We start from the raw sequence: 17,964 nt of genomic DNA on the forward strand, positions 1-17,964 counted from the left end.
CGACAGCAAGCAAACGGGGGCACCCGGTGAGGTGCCCCGAAAAGCAAACTACGGCCCCCTAGGGAACGAACTTCTTTCAACCTCGAACTGACCGGGTCCTGCGTCCCGACCCTCACCCTCGTGTCGAGACGGGCCTGAAGAGGAGGTTGAAAGGTGCCTTGGAGAGCCGTTGCGGTTGCGTCGTGCGGTCGTCAGCGGTGAAGATCAAACTCCCCGTTCTTCGCACCGGCGACGAAGCTGTCCCAGTTCGCCGGTGCGAAGAGCAGCACCGCTCCGCTCCGGTCTTTCGTGTCGCGCACCGCGACCCCGCGGTCGAGGATTGCGACCTCAACGCAGTTGCCGTTCCCGCTACTGCGCGTGCTCTTGAACCACGCTGCACGGGTCAGGTCCAGGGCGGCCATTCCGCACCCCTTGTCCCTAGATTGATTACGGACGGTTGCGAGAAGCCTTGCGAATCCAGGCGGTCGATTCGTCGGGAGCGAGCGCCATTTTGCGCAGCCTCTCGTGGACGAGTGTATACCCGCGCACGTGATCCTGCTCTTCCAAGGCTTGACCGTTCGTCAAATTCTCTAGATAGACCACAGGCTCGTCCGCTGCGTCGGGAAAGCTTATGATCACGTAGGGTGTTGTCATTGCCGGATGGCCACCAACGGAAAAGGGCAGTACCTGAATAGTCACGTTAGGTAGCTCTGACAGATCCGCCAGATGGTCGAGTTGCTGGCTCATCACCTCTGGGCCGCCCACTGAGCGCAAGAGAACGGCTTCGTTGAGTACTGCTGACAACTCGACGGGATTTTCGCGATGCAGAACCTCTTGCCGGCGGATCCGGGCCGCGACCTTGCGATCGAGGTCGTCCTCGCCGGCCGTCAGGCGGTAGACGGCACGCGCGTAATCCTCGGTCTGCATGAGACCCGGCACGGTTTCGGCCTCATATGTCCAAACGGCGGACGCCTCCGCCTCCAGACCGACGTAGAACTCGAACCAGACGGGTAACACATCGCTGTAGTTTTGCCACCACCCACGCTGCTGTGCGCCGCGGGCGATATCGATGAGTGCTTCGGCGTCCGTTCCGGTCACCTGATAGAGCGCCAGTGCGGCGCGTACATCGCGCGGTTTTATCCCGATCTGCGCATTTTCGATGCGGGACAGGTTGCTCTTCGACATATCGAGTTGGCGCGCGGCCTGTTCAAGGTTCATCCCCGCCCGCTCGCGCAGGTGGCGGAGCTCACGGGCGATACGGCGGCGGCGAACTGTCGGACTTCCAGACACGGCAGCGAGTTTCGCACCTCTATCCACGGCGCGCCACCAAGGTCGTCCGCGAATCAAAACGGGAGTTGCGTTGCATGTGTGTCAGGTGCATTCTGGTGTGGCTACCGGGTGAATAGGGATATGTCAACTGGTTCACGCCCGGTGTGCGAGTCGCTGCGTTCCGTTCTCAACAATTAGACCCAAATCGGGGAGAACGCCGTTGAGGCACCTGTCGATCGTGCGAGCCGACCACGGCGATGTGGAAGCCATCATCGACCTCATCACCGACTCGTTCCAACATCTTGCCGTTTCGGTCTGGCTCGTGCCCCGTCGCCACGAGCGGTGGGCGGTGCTGCACGGCCACATCCGGATCCACGTCGAGCACGCGATGCGGTACGGCTACGTGCACGTCACCGGCGACCGGCTGGGTGTCGCGGTCTGGCTGCCGCACGACCGCCGGATCCCCGCGCCGGCAGACTACGAGGAGCGCCTGGTGAAGGCGTGCGGCCAGTGGACCGACAGGTTTCGCACCGTCGACCGGCTCTTCGCCGGGCATCACCCTCGGGAGCCGCACCACCACTTGACGTACCTGGCGGTGCACACCGACCGCCGGGGTGAGGGCATCGGCTCGATGCTCCTGCGCCACCACCACGCCCGGCTGGACGCGGCCGGCATCGGGGCCTACCTGGAGGCCAGCAGCTCGCCCAGCCGCGACCTGTACGCGCGGCACGGGTACCGCACGGGCGAGATGTTCGCGGTGCCGGACGGCGCACCCTTCTGGCCGATGTGGCGTGAGCCCTACCTCCCGGTCGAGCGCTAAAGGGCGGCCTCCGCGGCGGCGAGGAACGCGTCGTTTTCGGCCGGTGTGCCGACCGTCACACGAACACCGTCACCGGGGAAGGGGCGCACGATCACGCCGCGCGCCTCACAGGCCGCGCCGAAGGCCGCCGACCGGTCGCCGAGCGGGAGCCAGACGAAGTTGGCCTGGCTGTCCGGCACGTCGATGCCCAGCTTGCGGACGGCCTCGCCGAGCCGGTCGCGTTCGGCGATGACGAGCGCGCAGCGGCGCTGTACCTCCTCCTGCTGCCGCAGTGCGGCGAGCGCCGCCGCCTGGGCGACCGCGCTGGTGGAGAACGGGGTCACGACCTTGCGTACGGCAGCGGCCACCTCAGGCTGCGCGACGAGGAAGCCCACCCGCAGGCCGGCGAGGCCCCACGCCTTGGACAGGGTGCGCAGGACGGCGACGTTGGGGCGGTCGCCGTACACCTGGAGGCCGTCCGGCACGCCCGGGTCGGTGACGAACTCGCGGTACGCCTCGTCGAGCACGACCAGCACGTCGTCCGGCACCGCGTCGAGGAAGCGGTCGAGGTCGGCGCGGCGGATCGAGGTACCCGTCGGGTTGTTGGGGTTGCAGACAAGGATCATGCGCGTGCGGTCGGTGACCGCGGCCGCCATCGCCGGCAGGTCGTGGTTGTGCCCGGCGTCGTTCGGCACGCGCACGCTTGTCGCGCCGGTGGTGGCCGCGATGATGGGGTACGCCTCGAAGGAGCGCCACGAGTAGAGGATCTCGTCACCGGGCAGGCAGGTGGCCCGGGCGAGGTGCTCGCAGAGGGCGACTGAGCCGCAGCCGGTGGCGATCCGCTCGGGCGCCACCGCGTACCGCTCGGCGAGCGCCTCGCGCAGCGCGACAACGCCCATGTCCGGGTACCGGTGCACGCCGGCGGCCGCCTCGGCGACGGCCTCGACCACGCCCGGCAGAGGTCCGTACGGCACCTCGTTGCTGGCCAGCTTGATCGCCTCCGGCAGACCCAGCTCGCGGGCAAGGTCGGCGGGGCTGCGGCCGGGCACGTAGCTGGGCAGCGCCTCGAGGTCGGCGCGGGTCAGCCTGGTCATTGGGTACCTCCGGGTGCGTCCGCGGTCGCGGTCTGTGGCACCTCGACGACGACGGTCTGCGCGGACTTGTCGTGCAATGCCTGGTACAGCGGCCGGTCAAAGAACGGGAAGATGCAGTCGACGAGCTGCAGGATGAAGCCGATGCAGAAGCACGACCACAGGAACGTGGGCAGACCCATGAGGTTCCACCGGCGCAGCGAGCGGCCGAAGCCGATCGCCTTGGGGCTCTCCACCGGCATCACCTTGATCCGCATGATGCGCTTGCCCAGCGTCTGGCCGCTGTTGGCCGTGCTGGGCACCTCGTATGCGAACCAGAGTGCGACACCGATGATGAAAATTGCCACCTGCAGCGCATCGGCCTGACCGCCCGGCTGGGGCAGGTTTTGCAGCAGCGGCTCGCGCGCCTCGACCCGGCGGTTCCACTCCTCGATGACCGGCCTGTACTCCTGGAACAGGCGGTAGATGAACCACCCGTTGACCACGAGGTTGAGCAGCAGCACCATGCCGATGTCGATCAGCCTGGCCACGACCCGGGGCCGAGCGAGGCGATCCGCAACCCGTGCGGGCGGGGCGGCGGCGCGGGCGGGCGGTACGCGTACGGCGGGTAGGGGTAGCCGGGCGGCGGCCGCATCCCGGGAGGCGGCGTCATCGGCGGCCACGGCTGCTTGCCGGGCATCCCGTGCGGCGGGAACGCGCCGTTGTGCGGGGGCGGTGGCGGCACGGGCGGGGCCGGCGACTGGGGCGCCTGCGGTGCGGGAGGCGCCTGCGGCGGGACCGGTGTCGTGGGCGCGACCTCGGGTGGAGGTGGCGGTGCCGGCGCGCTGACCGGGGGCGGACCCTCCGGCGGGGTTGCGTCTGCGGGCAGCGAATCGCCTATCCAGCCTTCACCGTCCCAGTAGCGCTGGGTGCTCGGTTCAGCCGGATCCTTGTACCAGCCAGGTGCGACACTCACGCAGGAACCTTAACGACCACGGTGCCGGCGAACTTGTCGTGGAGGCACTGCTGGTATGGCTTGTCCCACAGCTGCCACAGTCCGTCGACGTAGATGAGGCCCGGAAGGAAGCTCGTCGCGACGTAGCTGACCAGCCAGCGTTTGGCCGCCGCGCCTCGGGTGAGCTTCGCGTCCGGGTCGAGCGGCACGACTTTGATCTTCATTGCGCGCTTGCCGAGCGTCTGCCCGCTACGAAGGAGCATCTCCACGTAGTAGACGTACGACAGGACGAGCAGCACCAGGAAAAGGCCGAGCTCGATCAGCAGCAGCGGCACGAAGAAGTCCATGAAGTCGGGCTCGACCGGCGTGCCGTCGGGCTGCACCTCCAGCAGGTCGGGCGCGATGGAGAAGAAGAGGATGACGACCGCGGGGAGCGCGAGGACGAGGGTGACGCAGAAGAGCACGGCGTAGTCGATCAGGTACGCCAGGAAGCGGTCGGCGAAGGACGCCAGCGGCTGCCCGGCGGGGCTCAACGCGGGCGGCGGCTGGGGTGGCCGCATCGGCGGTGTGGCCCACGGTGGCGGCGGCAACTGCCAGCTCGCCTGCTGTGGCGCGGGTGGAGGGGTGGAGGGGTGGGTCACGCGGACAGTGTTACAGGTTTCCGCGACGGGACAGCGCCCGAGATCACGTACAGGAAGATCGCCTCAAACCGCATCGACACGGACGGATCGCGCTCTCGGGATTAGATCCCGCGTGTCGTTACCGTGGCGACGTGGCGAAAGGGGCGGCCAGCGGAAGGACGGGGTGGGTCGTCGCCGCCCTGATTGTGCTGGTCATCCTGGTTAGCACCAATACCTGGAACCCATTTCCGGGCATATGGGAGTGGGTCAGCACCAGCCAGCCGGTCGCCTCGTCGAACGTGGTCTGGCAGCAGCGGCTCGGCAGCGGCCCGAAAAGCGTGACAATCGCCGGCAACTCGGTCGTGGTCGAGCACCGTACCTCCGTCGAGGCGCGCGGCATCAGCTCCGGCGCCCAGCTGTGGGAGAAGGACAAGGACTGGGCCGCGGTCGCCGGCGAAGGGCTCGACTCGGTCGTCGTCGTGGGCGAGCTGCTGAAAAAGGGGTACGAGGTGCTGGACCCCCTCAGCGGTTTCGTGCGCCGCAGCGACAAGCGTGCCGTGGCGGTGTGGACGTACCGCAACGCGCTGCTCGACGTGCACTGCGACGACGCCAAGGAGTGCCAGCTGACCGCGTGGGAGCCGCGCGGCACCACTCCTATGTGGACGGTCGAGCTGCCGGGTGTCGGGTTCGTGCTGTTCGCCGACAACCCGGACCTGCTCGATGCCAAGCCCCTCAGCGCGCGCCGGGTCGAGGGCGGCGCGGGCGGCCCGGTCCTGATGCCCTCGCTGCTGGGCTTTCCGGTGGACGGCAAGGTGCGGGTCGTGGACACCGCGGCGGGCCGCGTCGTGCAGGACTTCGAGCCGGACCGCCACGACCGCCACGTGGTGGTGGGCGGCCGGGTGATCCGGGTACAGGCCCGCTCGGCGGATGGCACCTGCTACTTCACGGTCTTCGCCACCGACCCCGCGTTGCAGCGCGAGGTGTGGCGGCACGAGGCGGTCAACCTGCGTACCGCCGAGGGGGCGGGCTGCGCGCAGCGGGAGGATCCGGCCGGCGGGCAGAACGTGATCGTCGGCGTGACCGCGGACGGGCGGGAAGCGGTGCTCGACGCGTACGACGGCCGGGTGCTGTGGCTGGGCGCGCAGGGTGAGAAGCTCGTCGCGGTCGACGACCAGTTCGCGCTCGTACGGGCGTCCGGCGGCAAGGCGATCACGACGTACCAGTTCGGCGTGAAGCGGGCGCGGTGGAGCTTCACGACCGCCGATACGAAGGCGAGCGTGGCGATCACCAGGTTCGCCGCGATCGTCGCGCCGGAGGAACCGGACCGCATCGTGGCCCTCGACCCCGCCACCGGTCGCACGCTCGTCGAGGTGCGGTCGTCGGCGAAGGTCCTGGCCGTGGGGCCTACCGGCATGATCATCGGAGAGCAGCGCGAGATCGGCTTCGTGGCGTTCGGCGGAACGACCCAGCCCGCCTCACCGGGCTCGGTGCCGGCGCCCGCCGACACCTCGCTCTGCGACGGGCCGAAGGATCCCCTCTGCGGTCAGGGCAAGTGACCGAGCGGGCCATGGTGCCCGGCGGGTGGGACGCGCCGGGAGCGCTGGCCTAGGCTTGCCGCTCATGAGCGAGCGGAGCGAGCGAATCGTCGAACTCAGCGTGGATGGAGCCTCGTGCCCGCCCGCAGCGAATCGAGGACGGGTATGAGCGCCGCCGCTGCTTTCTCCTTCGCCCCTTTGCTGCCCACCGGCGCCGACCTGACCGAGTACCGGCTGGTCAGCGACGAAGGCGTGGACGTGGTCAACGGCCCGGGTGGGCGGCGCTTTCTGACCGTCGAGCCCGCGGTGCTGACCCAGCTCACCGCCGAGGCCATGCACGACATCGCGCACTTCCTGCGCCCGGCCCACCTGACCCAGCTCCGGTCGATCATCGACGACCCGGCGGCCTCGCCCAACGACCGCTTCGTCGCGCTCGACCTGCTCCGCAACGCCAACATCGCGGCCGGTGGCGTGCTGCCGATGTGCCAGGACACCGGCACCGCGATCGTGATGGGCAAGCGCGGGCGGCACGTGCTTACCGACGGCACCGACGAGGAGGCCATCGCGCGCGGGGTGTACGAGGCGTACACCCGGCTCAACCTGCGCTACTCGCAGCTCGCGCCGCTGAACATGTGGGACGAGCGCAACACCGGCTCCAACCTGCCGGCGCAGATCGAGATCTACGCCGAGGACCCGGGCGGGCAGCCCGACGCGTACAAGTTCCTCTTCATGGCCAAGGGCGGCGGCTCGGCCAACAAGTCGTACCTGTACCAGGAGACCAAGGCGCTGCTCAATCCCGAGCGGATGATGCGCTTCCTGGACGAGAAGCTGCGGCTGATCGGCACCTCCGCCTGCCCGCCGTACCACCTGGCGGTCGTGATCGGCGGCACCTCGGGGGAGTACGCGCTGAAGGCCGCGAAGCTCGCCTCGGCGAAGTACCTCGACGGCATGCCCACCGAGGGCTCGATGCTGGCGCACGGATTCCGCGACCTCGACCTGGAGGCGGAGGTCCTGGAGCTGACCCGGCAGTTCGGGATCGGTGCCCAGTTCGGCGGGCGGTACTTCTGCCACGACGTGCGGGTGATCCGGCTGCCCCGGCATGGCGCCTCGTGCCCGGTGGCGATCGCGGTCTCCTGCTCGGCCGACCGGCAGGCGCTCGCCAAGGTCACCCCTTCCGGCGTGTGGCTGGAGCGCCTGGAGACCGACCCGGCCCGCTTCCTGCCCGACGTGACCGACGCGCACCTGGACACCGAAGATGTCGTGCGCATCGACCTCAACCGCCCGATGGACGAGATCCGCGCCGAGCTGTCCAAGTACCCGGTGAAGACCCGGCTGTCGTTGAGCGGCCCACTGGTGGTGGCGCGTGACATCGCTCACGCGAAGATCGCCGAGCGCCTCGACGCGGGCGAGCCCATGCCGGCGTACCTGCGCGACCACGCGGTCTACTACGCCGGTCCGGCCAAAACGCCCGAGGGGTACGCGTCCGGCTCGTTCGGTCCCACGACCGCCGGCCGGATGGACGCGTACGTGGCGAAGTTTCAGGCCGCGGGCGGGTCGCACATCATGCTCGCCAAGGGCAACCGCTCGCGCGGGGTCACCGAGTCGTGCCACCAGCACGGCGGTTTCTACCTCGGCTCGATCGGCGGGCCGGCCGCGCGCCTCGCGCAGGACTGCATCAAGCACGTCGAGGTGCTGGAGTACCCCGAGCTGGGCATGGAAGCCGTCTGGAAGATCGACGTAGAAGACTTTCCCGCCTTCATCGTCGTGGACGACAAGGGCAACGACTTCTTCGCCGAGGTGACCCGTCCGAACCCTGTCCTTCGCATCGGCGCTCGGCCGTGACCGGACACGATCGGTAAAGGGTTGTCACGCAGGGTAGTTGACGTGATCTCACGCGGCTCCCTCGCCGAGGTGGCAAAGCCCGTGCTGACCGTCGGCCGGCGCTGAGATCGTCGTCGCCCGCCCATATAGTCGCCTGTCCCTTTTTGCGGAAAGACGACCCCCCGTTATGAGCGGCAAGGGCCTCGCCACCTGGTTCCCGCGCGTCCATCCTGGTTGTCCCGGCTCTCATTCCGCTGCCATCTCGCTCTCGCGCGGGTGGCTGAAGATCGTCGCGGAGCTGGCCGCACGCGTTCCCAGCAGTGGGACATCGCTTTCACTGGTGTGAAACAGCGATAGATTTCATCAAGGCCGATCTACCGGGAGCGGACATGCGGTTCGGGATCCTGGGGCCGCTGCGGGTGGGCGGCTCGGAGGACGCCACGGTCACCGCCGGGCGGGACCGTGTGGTCCTCGCCATGCTCCTGCTCAATGCCGGCCGGGTGGTGCCGGTCGACCGCCTCGTCGACGCCATGTGGGACGGCACCCCGCCCAACACCTCCCGTGGCCAGCTGCAGACCTGCGTCTCCCGGCTGCGCCGGTCGCTCGCCGCGACCGTCGGCGACGAGGTGATCGTCACGGACCCCGCCGGGTACTCCGCGCGGATCGCGCCGGAGGAGCTGGACGCCACCGTCTTCGCCCGGCTGACCATGGCCGCGCGCGCGGCCGCGGACGCCGACCGGTTGGAGGAGGCGCGTGAGTCGTTCCGTGCCGCCTTGAAGCTGTGGCGCGGCCCGGCGCTGTCCGGCATCGCGAGCCGGGCGGTGCAGCGCGGTGCCGCCGCGCTCGACGAGCAGCAGGCCGTGGCGATCGAGGAGTGCGTCGAGGTCGAGCTGCGGCTGGGCCGCGAGCGCGAGCTGCTCGGCGAGCTCACCGACCTCGTCGAGCGGTACCCGTTGCGGGAGCGCCTCCGCGCCCAGCTGATGCTCGCCCTGTACCGGGCGGGGCGGCAGGCCGACGCGCTGGCCGTCTACCGCGAGGCGCGCGCGGTGCTCGCCGAGGAGCTCGGCGTCGAGCCCGGCCAGGCCCTGCGGGAGATGCAGCAGCGGATCCTCGTCGGCGACGTGGGCGCGCCCGCCGACGACCGCCGGCCACACCCGCCCGCACGCTGCCTGCCGCGCACGGCCGCCGACTTCACCGGCCGAAACGAGGTCGTGGCGCGGCTTGTCGAGGCGGTCGAGCGCGCCGACCCGAGCGGGCCGGTGATCCAGCTGATCGACGGCATGGCCGGGAGCGGCAAGACCACGCTGGCCGTTCACGTGGCAAACCTGCTCTCCGGGCGCTACCCGGACGCCCAGCTCTTCGTCGACCTTCACGGGCACAGCGAGCGGCAGCCGCTGGAGCCGACCGCCGCGCTGGTCACGCTGTTGCGCCAGCTTGGCGTGCCGAGCGAGCGGATACCGCCGTCGCCCGACGAGCGGGTGGCGCTGTGGCGCACGGAGCTGGCCGCCCGCCGGGTGCTGGTGGTGCTCGACAACGCCGCGAGCACCGCACAGGTCGGCCCGCTGCTGCCCGCCGCACCCGGCTGCCTGGCGCTGGTCACCAGCCGCCGCCGGCTTGTCGGGCTGGACGGTGTCCACCCGGAGCCTCTGCCCGTGCTCGCCGAGCCGGAGGCCGTCGAGCTGCTCGCCCGGGTGGCCGGCCCGGAGCGGATCGCCACCGAGCCGGCGGCCGCCGTCGAGGTCGTGCGGCGCTGCGGGTACCTGCCGCTGGCCATCCGACTCGCCGGCGCCCGCCTCGCCCACCGCCGCAGCTGGCGCGTCGCCGACCTGGCCGCGCGCCTGCGCCGGGAGCGCCCGGTGCTGCCCGAGCTGGCGGCCGAGGACCGGACGGTGTCGAGCGCGTTCGCGCTGTCGTACCGGCAGCTGCCCGAGCCGGCACAGCGCATGTTCCGGCTGCTCGGGCTCTATCCGGGCGGGTGGTTCAACGCGCTGGGTGCGGCGGCGCTCGCCGACCTCCCGCTGGCCGAGGCCCAGGACCACCTCGACGAGCTGGTCGACCGGCACCTGGTGGAGGAGCCGGGCGCGGGGCGCTTCCGGCTGCACGACCTCATGCGGGAGTACGCGCGGGAGCTCGTCACCGCGACCGAGCCGGAGGCCGCCCGCCAGGCCGCGATCGGGCATCTGCTCGACTGGGCGCTGCACGCCGTGGCGGGTGCAACCGCCGAGCTGGAGCGTGGCCTGCTGCACGGCTCGCTCAACCTCCGCCGGCCGATGCGCCCGGACCTGGTGGTGCCGTTTGCCGACGCGGGCTCGGCGTGGCTGGAGGAGCAGCGGCTCAACCTGCCGGCGCTGGTGCGGTGCGCGGCGCAGACCGGCCACCACGAGTACGCGTGGAAGCTGGCCCGCGCGATGTGGCGGTTTCTCTTCATCCGGTGCTACAGCGACGACCTCCTCGCCACCCAGCTCGACGGCCTGGCGGCCGCGCAGCGCTCCGGTGACGACGCCGCGGTGGCGACAATGCACAACTACCTGGCATCCGTCTACTTCCGGGCCGGCGAGTACCTCGACGCGATCGAACACGTGGAGGCCGCGCTGAAGCTGCGCGAGCGGCTGGGTCACGAGCGGGACGCGGCGGTCTGCCGGGGCAACCTCGGCGTCGTGATGATCCAGCTCGGCCGCCTGTCCGAGGGCGTCGAGTGCTCGCTCCAGGCGCTCGCGACCTGGCGCCGGCTCGCCAACGACCGGGGCATCTCGTCCGCCCTGGCCGACCTGGGCATGGCGCACATGCTGCTCGGCCGGTACGACGAGGCCCTGGCCATGCACCGCCGGCACCTGCTGCTCGCGGTCGAGCACGGGCTGGACTTCCAGGTCGGCGTGGCGCTCGGCCACATCGCCCAGGTGCGGCTGCGGCTCGGACAGCTCCCGGTGGCGATCCGCCTGCTCAACAGCGCCGTGCACCTCAAGCGGCGCACGGGCAACCGGTACGGCGAGGGCGAGGTGCTCAACGACCTCGGCGTCGCGTACCGCCTCTGCGGCGACCGGGCCACGGCGGAGCGCTACCACCGCGACGCCCTCAAGATCATGCGGGAAATCGGCGACCGGCGGGGTGAGGCGCTGGTCCGAAACGACCTGGGGTTCACGCTCGCGAGCGGCGGGCGGTCGAGCGAGGCGGGTGAGCAGCACACGCAGGCGCTGGCCATCGCCCGGAAGATCATGCATCGGTACGAGGAGGCCCGCGCCCTCGACGGCCTCGCCGCCGGCCTGCGGTGCTCGGACCCGTCCCAGGCGCGCCGCTACTGGGAGCGCTGCCTGACCATCCAGCGCGACATGGGCATCCCGGAGGCGGCCGCGGTCGTGGTCAGCCTGGCTGAGCTGGACGCCGAACGGGTCGCCGCCGCCCACCGTTGATGCCTGTCGACACGCGGCCGACCGGTCGTTGGGTCAGGATGGGTGTGTGACTGAGCAGGCTTGGCGCGTAGAACGAGACACGATGGGCGAGGTCCGGGTGCCCGCCGAGGCCCTTTGGCGGGCGCAGACCCAGCGGGCCGTGGAAAACTTCCCGGTCTCCGGCCGTGGGCTGGAGCCTGCGCACATCAAGGCCCTCGCCCAGATCAAGGGGGCGGCCGCGCAGGTCAACGTGCGGCTGGGCGTGCTGCCGGCCGACGTGGGTCAGGCGATCGCGACGGCGGCGGCGCACGTGGCCGACGGCGGCTACGACGACCAGTTTCCGGTGGACGTCTTCCAGACCGGCTCCGGCACCTCCTCCAACATGAACGCGAACGAGGTGCTCGCCACCCTGGCCACCCGTGAGCTGGACCGCCCGGTGCACCCCAACGACGAGGTGAACGCCTCGCAGTCGAGCAACGACGTCTTTCCCTCGTCGATCCATCTGGCCGCCACCGACGCGGTGATGCACGACCTGCTGCCCGCGCTGCGGCACCTCGGCTTCACGCTGGAGGCGAAGGTCGACGAGTTTGCCAGCGTGGTGAAGGCCGGCCGGACGCACCTGATGGACGCCACACCGGTCACGCTCGGCCAGGAGTTTTCCGGCTACGCGGCCCAGGTGCAGTACGGCATCGAGCGGCTGGAGTCGAGCCTGCCCCGCCTCGCCGAGCTGCCCTTGGGCGGCACCGCGGTCGGTACCGGCGTCAACACCCCTCCCGGCTTTGCGTCCGAGGTCATCGCGAAGCTGCGCGAGATGACCGGGCTCCCGCTGAACGAGGCACGCAACCACTTCGAGGCGCAAGGCGCGAGAGACGCGCTCGTGGAGGCATCCGGCCAGCTGCGCACGATCGCGGTCGGGCTCTACAAGATCGCAAATGACATCCGCTGGATGGGCTCAGGTCCGCGGGCCGGCCTGCGCGAGCTGCAGATCCCTGATCTCCAGCCGGGCTCCTCGATCATGCCGGGCAAGGTGAACCCGGTGGTGTGCGAGTCGGTGCGCCAGGTGTGCGCGCAGGTCATCGGCAACGACGCCACGGTCGCCTTTGCCGGCTCCCAGGGCGACTTCGAGCTCAACGTGATGCTCCCCGTCATGGCCCGCAACCTGCTGGAGTCGATCCGGCTGCTGGCCGCCGCGAGCCGCCTCCTCGCCGACCGGTGCGTCGCCGGCCTGGTGGCCAACGTGGAGGTCTGCCGCGACTACGCCGAGGCGTCGCCGTCGATCGTCACCCCGCTCAACCGCTTCCTCGGCTACGAGGAGGCGGCCTCGATCGCCAAGCAGGCGCTCAGCTCGGGGCAGTCGATCCGCGCCGTGGTGCACGACCGGGGCCACGTCGAGGCGGGCCGGATCACCGAGGAGCAGCTCGAGGAGGCGCTCGACGTGCTCCGGATGACCCGCCCGTGACGCTGCCGTCCATCACCACCGTCGTCTTCGACGCGGACGAGACGGTGGTCGACCTCTCGCCCGCGGTCACGGGCGCGCTCGACGCCGTGCTGGTGGAGATGCGGCGGTTGACCCCCGCCGCCGAGGCGCTGACCGTGGCGGAGCTGGCCGAGGACTGGCCAGCGGTCTTTGCCGCGATGAGCGCCTCGCCGACGCCCGACATCCGGCGGGCCGCGATCGCCCGCTCGCTCGCACGCGTGGGGCTGGAGGCGGAGCTCGACCGCATCGCCGAGATCTTTTTCGCCCGGCGCTTTGCCTTGAGCCGCCCCTTTGCCGACGTGCTGCCGGCCCTCGCCGCGCTCCGGGCGGCCTACACCCTCGGCTTTGCCACCAACGGCAACAGCCGCGCGGAGCGGTGCGGGCTGGCCGGCGAATTTGCCTTTGAGGTCTACGCCCATGAGGGTGGCCTGCCGAAGAAGCCGGCACCCGCGTTTTTCGCGGCGGTGGTCGACGCGGCGGGCTGCGCGCCGGCGGCGGTCGTGCACGTGGGCGACTCGTGGGAGCACGACGTGCAGGCGGCCCGCGCCGCCGGCCTGCGCGCGGTGTGGCTCAACCGCACCGGGCGGCCGCGCCCGGCCGGCCAGCCGCCCGATGGCGAGGTGCGCTCGCTCGCCGAGCTGCCCGGCCTGCTCGCCGGGCTGCTCACGGCTGCCACCCCCGATCGAGAAGGGCAAAGCGCACCGAGGTGACGAAGCCGGTGAACTCGCGCCGCATCTGGTAAAGCGTCACCGGCAGAACGCTCCAGCCCGCGGCGGCCATCTGCTGCCTGCCATGGCCGTGCACCAGCTCGGGATCGACGCCGTCGAGGCAGGGGGACCGCTCACCGGGGCACCTGCCCTCGATCACGACGGCCACCCGAAACTCCGGCCAGGCCAGCTCCGGGTGCAGCACCCGCCCGTCGGTCAGCTCGACCGGGTGGCGAGCCACCGCGCGCGGGAGCCCGGCGGTGATCAGCCGGATGCGCAGGCTGGACTCGGTGGCGGAGCGCGCCCGCGGATCGGTCAGGTCGAAGACCCGCACCGCCCGACTGCGGCTCAGGTGCGTGGCGTGGCGCTCCAGCACCTCGTCGAGGTCGGCCCGGCTGACCTGGCCGCGCCGGAGCAGGCGGTCGATGATCGACACGGCGTGGGTCAGCTCCGCCCAGCACGCGACATCCCACCCCGTGCGGGCCACGGTGGTGCGGCGCAGCCCGTCGCGCGTCTCGACCTCGTCGGCCTCGATCTCCGTGGCGTGGATCCGCAGCCCATGGCTCGACCGGGGGCGCAGGTCGGGCGGCAGGATGACGTGGACGTCGTCGTTGAATCCGGCAGCGTGCGCGACGCCGTGCAGAAAGGCGGCGGATGGGCCGGCGAAGACCGCGCTCACCGGCAGCCGCAGCGCCGTGGCTCGGCACGCCAGCGTGTGATCGAGCCGGATCCGGGAGTCGGCGTAGACGTCGTGGCGCACCCGGATCCACGCGGTGCTCCGCAACTGGTTGGTGGAGACGAGATCGCGACGGACCGCGTCACTGCCCCGGAAGACCTGCCACTGCAGCGGTGACGGCCGCTGGGATGTGCGTGCCATGCGGCTTAGCGTCGCGACCCGCGCGACTGATCAGTACTCCCTGTGGACAACGGCGGCGTATTGATCCACTGTCGCCTGTGGACAACCGCACGGCCACGGCGAATGCCGGTACCATGCGCCGCCTCAGCTGAGCGCCTGCGCCACTGCCGTCGCCGCCTCGATCACCCGCGGGCCGACCACCTCCGGGTCGAGCGGTCCCAGCGCGACCACGCCGACGCTCGCCTCCAGCCCTTCCAGGCCCAGCACGGGCGCCGCCACGCCGTAGGCCCCGGGCTGCAGCTCGCCGGTCGTGGTGACCGCGCTCTGGTCACCCTGCCGTCCGGCGAGGATGGCTCGGCCGGCCGCGCCCCGGTCGAGCGGGTGGCGGGACCCCGTGCGGTACGCCACGTGGAACGCGGTCCAACTCGGCTCCACCACCGCCAGCGCGACAGCCTCACCGCCCTCGGCGACCGTCAGGTGTGCGGTCGCGCCCACGGCCTCGGCGAGCCGCCGCAGCGGAGGTCGCGCGGCATCGGCCAGCAGCGGCTGGGCGCGGTTGGCCAGGTGCAGGAGGCCGGCGCCGAGCCGCAGCCGCCCGCGCCCGTCGCGCCGCACCATCCCGTGCTCCACCAGCGCGCCGACCAGCCGGTACACGACCGCGCGGCCCACGTCGAGCCGGGTCGCCGCCTCGGTCACACTCATCCCGCCTGGGGCGTCCGCGATGAGGAAGAGCAGGCGCAGCCCACGGTCGAGGGTCTGGGCGGTCTCCGGCGGCCGGCCACTTCCTTCGCTCACGGCAGTGCCCGCTTCGCCGCTGCCGGCCGCGCGGCTCCAAGCCCGCTGTGCCCGATGGTTTGCTCGCTGCGCTCGCTCACGGGGTGAGCCTACGAGTACAGGACTTTCCGGGTCGGTACCCTTGTACGGTGACGCTACGCCTGTATGACACCGCCACCAGATCGGTGCGGGACTTCGTCCCGCGTGAGGCCGGCCGGGTGGGGATCTACCTGTGTGGCCTCACCGTGCAGTCCGAGCCCCATATCGGCCACCTTCGTTCCGGTGTCAACTACGACGTGTTGCGCCGGTGGCTGCTGCGCGGCGGCAGTGAGGTGACGTTCATCCGCAACATCACCGACATCGACGACAAGGTGCTCGCCAAGTCGATCGAGTACGGGCGGCCGTTCTGGTCCATCGCGTATGCGAACGAGGTCGTGCTCGCCGCGGCGTACCGGACGCTCAACGTGCTCCCGCCGACCTATGAGCCGCGCGCCACCGGGCACATCCCCGACATGCACGAGCTGATCGCGAAGCTGATCGCCGACGGCCATGCGTATGTGGCGGCCGACGGCTCCGGCGACGTCTACTTCGACGTGCGTTCCTACCCGGCGTACGGAGCACTTTCCGGCCAGCAGCCCGACGCGATGCAGCACCCCGACGACGGGCCGGCGCGGGCAAAGCGCAGCCCCAACGACTTCGCGCTGTGGAAGGGGCAGAAGGCCGGCGAGCCCGCCGACGCCACCTGGCCTTCGCCGTGGGGTCGCGGCCGTCCGGGCTGGCACATCGAGTGCTCCGCGATGTGCTGGCGCTACCTCGGTGCCGAGTTCGACATCCACGGCGGTGGGCTCGACCTGACGTTCCCGCACCACGAAAACGAGATCGCCCAGTCGCGCGCGGCGGGCATGCCGTTCGCCCGCTTCTGGGTGCACCACGCGCTGCTCAACCTCGGCGAGGCCAAGATGAGCAAGTCGCTGGGCAACGTCATCGACCTCGACCACGTGGCCGCGATGGGCATCCGCCCGATCGAGCTGCGGTACTACCTGCTTGAGTCGCACTACCGCTCGCGGATCGACTACACCGACGAGAGCCTGCGGGAAAAGGCGGTCGCCCTGCGGCGCATCGAGGGCTTCGTCCAGCGGGCCGTCGAGCGGGTCGGCCCGGTGCCGGCCGGCGAGCTGCCCGCCGGATTCGTGGCCGCGATGGACGACGACCTCAACACCTCCGCGGCGCTGGCCAGCCTGCGTGAGGTGGTCCACCACGGCAACACCGCGCTCGACACGGGCGACGAGGCCGCGGTCCGCGACGCGCTGGGCGCGGTGCGCGGGATGCTCGATGTGCTCGGCATCGACCCGCTCGACCCGGCCTGGGGTCGTGGCGGTGACGGTCACCTCAAGGAGGTGGTCGACTCGCTCGTCGCCCTCGCGCTCGACCAGCGCGCGCAGGCCCGGGCGCGCAAGGATTGGACCGCCGCCGACGCGGTGCGCGATCAGCTCAAGCAGGCAGGGGTCATCGTGGAGGACACGCCCGCAGGACCGCGTTGGACGGTCGACGTTGGCCGGTAACTCGCAGCGGCGGGGCCGGCGGGTCACCCCGAAGAAGGGCGCGACCGCCGGGTCCGGCGGGAAAAACCGTGACGGTCTCGCCGGCCGCGGGCGCACGCTCCCGGCCGACGAGCGGCCGTGGCACAAGGGGTACTCGGGGACCGAGAAGCTGCCCCAGCGCACCGCGTGGAAGCAGGAGAAGGAGCGGCGTGCGGCCGCCGAGGAGGGGCGCGCTCCCAAGATCGGCATGCCGGGCACCAAGGACACCACGTGGGGCAAGGGCACCAAGGGCATGAAGCCGATCAAGCGCGGCGCCGGTGGCGGCGGGGCGACTGGTCGACGCAGCGGTCCAAAGGTGTCCCCCGGCCGCAAGTCCAACCCGGCCAAGGGCACGCCCGAGCTGCTCGTCGGGCGCAACCCGGTGGTCGAGGCGCTGCGCGCGCACGTGCCGGCCACCGCGCTGTACGTGGCGCTCGGCCTCGACATCGACGACCGGGTCAACGAGCTCGTCCGCACCGCCTCCGACCGGGGCATCCCCCTGCTGGAGGTCAGCCGCAACGAGCTGGACCGGATGACCGGTGGCGTGCTGCACCAGGGCGTGGGTTTGCAGGTCCCGCCGTACTCGTACGAGCCGTTCGAAGACATGCTGGCCGCCTCCGCGGAGTCGGCGGCACCGCTGCTCGTCGCCCTCGACGGCGTGACCGACCCGCGCAACCTCGGCGCGGTGATCCGCTCGGCGGCGGCGTTCGGCGCGCAGGGCGTGTTCATGACCGAGCGGCGGGCCGCCGGGATGACCGCGACGGCGTGGCGCACCAGCGCGGGCGCCGCGGCGCGCCTCCCGGTCTCCCAGGTGACCAACCTGACCAGGGCCATCAAGACCTGCCAGCGGGCCGGCTTCGTCGTTGTCGGGCTCGACGCGGACGGCGAGACCGACGTGTACCACCTGGAGGCCGCAGTCGGCCCCGTGGTGGTCGTCGTCGGCTCCGAGGGCCGTGGCTTGTCGCGGCTCGTCGGCGAGACCTGTGACCTGCGGGTCAGCATTCCGATGGCTTCCACGGTCGAGTCGCTCAACGCGAGCGTCGCGGCCGCCGTGGCGCTCGCGGAGATCACCCGCCGCCGCGCGGCGGGCTGAGGCCGGCCGCCGGCCAGCAGGCGCGGGGAGGCTGCGCCGCCCC

14 protein-coding genes and 1 pseudogene are annotated in these 17,964 nt (G+C 71.1%); 8 read left to right on the top strand and 7 right to left on the bottom strand.

The window, feature by feature from the left end:
- Positions 1-191: 191 nt before the first annotated feature.
- Positions 192-401, bottom strand: coding sequence for a DUF397 domain-containing protein (locus Phou_RS21300; RefSeq protein ID WP_173057629.1), 210 nt, complete (start codon positions 399-401; stop codon positions 192-194).
- Positions 402-426: 25 nt separating this feature from the next.
- Complete coding sequence (locus Phou_RS21305) at positions 427-1,269, bottom strand: helix-turn-helix domain-containing protein (RefSeq protein WP_173057630.1); 843 nt, start codon at positions 1,267-1,269, stop codon at positions 427-429.
- Positions 1,270-1,468: 199 nt separating this feature from the next.
- Here Phou_RS21305 and Phou_RS21310 point away from each other — a divergent pair, with 199 nt between their 5' ends.
- Positions 1,469-2,068, top strand: coding sequence for a GNAT family N-acetyltransferase (locus tag Phou_RS21310; protein ID WP_246273654.1), 600 nt, complete (start codon positions 1,469-1,471; stop codon positions 2,066-2,068).
- Here the strand turns inward: Phou_RS21310 and hisC are convergent.
- The 3 genes and pseudogenes from hisC to Phou_RS21330 all read right to left on the bottom strand — a co-directional run bounded on the left by hisC (position 2,065) and on the right by Phou_RS21330 (position 4,713).
- Positions 2,065-3,141, bottom strand: a complete 1,077-nt coding sequence (hisC, locus tag Phou_RS21315) for a histidinol-phosphate transaminase (RefSeq protein ID WP_173057631.1) — start codon at positions 3,139-3,141, stop codon at positions 2,065-2,067. The two genes, Phou_RS21310 and hisC, sit on opposite strands and share 4 nt — an antisense overlap.
- Positions 3,138-4,093: pseudogene (locus Phou_RS50620) on the bottom strand (RDD family protein). The gene hisC and the pseudogene Phou_RS50620 overlap by 4 nt, the downstream one beginning before the upstream one ends.
- Positions 4,090-4,713 (bottom strand): RDD family protein, encoded by a 624-nt coding sequence (locus Phou_RS21330; RefSeq protein ID WP_246273655.1) that lies wholly within the window; start codon positions 4,711-4,713, stop codon positions 4,090-4,092. The pseudogene Phou_RS50620 and the gene Phou_RS21330 overlap by 4 nt, the downstream one beginning before the upstream one ends.
- A gap of 131 nt (positions 4,714-4,844) precedes the next feature.
- On the opposite strand from Phou_RS21330, the gene Phou_RS21335 reads away from it, so the two are divergent.
- The 5 genes from Phou_RS21335 to Phou_RS21355 all read left to right on the top strand — a co-directional run bounded on the left by Phou_RS21335 (position 4,845) and on the right by Phou_RS21355 (position 13,621).
- Positions 4,845-6,248 (top strand): outer membrane protein assembly factor BamB family protein, encoded by a 1,404-nt coding sequence (locus Phou_RS21335; RefSeq protein ID WP_246273656.1) that lies wholly within the window; start codon positions 4,845-4,847, stop codon positions 6,246-6,248.
- Positions 6,249-6,392: 144 nt separating this feature from the next.
- Positions 6,393-8,069 carry a fumarate hydratase gene (locus tag Phou_RS21340; RefSeq protein ID WP_173057633.1) on the top strand — a complete coding sequence of 559 codons (1,677 nt, stop codon included), beginning with the start codon at positions 6,393-6,395 and terminating at the stop codon, positions 8,067-8,069.
- 368 nt (positions 8,070-8,437) lie between these two features.
- Entirely contained in the window at positions 8,438-11,455 is a 3,018-nt protein-coding gene (locus tag Phou_RS21345) for an AfsR/SARP family transcriptional regulator (RefSeq protein ID WP_173057634.1), read from the top strand.
- Positions 11,456-11,537: 82 nt separating this feature from the next.
- Positions 11,538-12,893 carry a class II fumarate hydratase gene (locus Phou_RS21350; protein ID WP_173057635.1) on the top strand — a complete coding sequence of 452 codons (1,356 nt, stop codon included), beginning with the start codon at positions 11,538-11,540 and terminating at the stop codon, positions 12,891-12,893.
- A gap of 2 nt (positions 12,894-12,895) precedes the next feature.
- Positions 12,896-13,621 (top strand): HAD family hydrolase, encoded by a 726-nt coding sequence (locus Phou_RS21355; RefSeq protein ID WP_246273813.1) that lies wholly within the window; start codon positions 12,896-12,898, stop codon positions 13,619-13,621.
- Here the strand turns inward: Phou_RS21355 and Phou_RS21360 are convergent.
- Together Phou_RS21360 and Phou_RS21365 are read right to left on the bottom strand one after the other, a co-directional pair.
- Positions 13,575-14,495: a hypothetical protein gene (locus Phou_RS21360; protein ID WP_246273657.1), complete on the bottom strand. Its 921-nt coding sequence runs from the start codon at positions 14,493-14,495 to the stop codon at positions 13,575-13,577. The two genes, Phou_RS21355 and Phou_RS21360, sit on opposite strands and share 47 nt — an antisense overlap.
- Before the next feature lie 123 nt (positions 14,496-14,618).
- Positions 14,619-15,269, bottom strand: a complete 651-nt coding sequence (locus Phou_RS21365) for an IclR family transcriptional regulator (protein WP_173057636.1) — start codon at positions 15,267-15,269, stop codon at positions 14,619-14,621.
- Between the two features lie 128 nt (positions 15,270-15,397).
- Between Phou_RS21365 and cysS the strand changes: the two genes are divergently transcribed.
- Together cysS and rlmB are read left to right on the top strand one after the other, a co-directional pair.
- Entirely contained in the window at positions 15,398-16,810 is a 1,413-nt protein-coding gene (gene cysS / locus Phou_RS21370) for a cysteine--tRNA ligase (protein ID WP_173057637.1), read from the top strand.
- Positions 16,800-17,921 carry a 23S rRNA (guanosine(2251)-2'-O)-methyltransferase RlmB gene (gene rlmB / locus Phou_RS21375; RefSeq protein ID WP_173057638.1) on the top strand — a complete coding sequence of 374 codons (1,122 nt, stop codon included), beginning with the start codon at positions 16,800-16,802 and terminating at the stop codon, positions 17,919-17,921. The genes cysS and rlmB overlap by 11 nt, the downstream gene beginning before the upstream one ends.
- Positions 17,922-17,964: the final 43 nt, after the last annotated feature.

Origin of the sequence: Phytohabitans houttuyneae (assembly GCF_011764425.1) — a bacterium.
GTDB classification, from domain to species: Bacteria; Actinomycetota; Actinomycetes; order Mycobacteriales; family Micromonosporaceae; genus Phytohabitans; species Phytohabitans houttuyneae.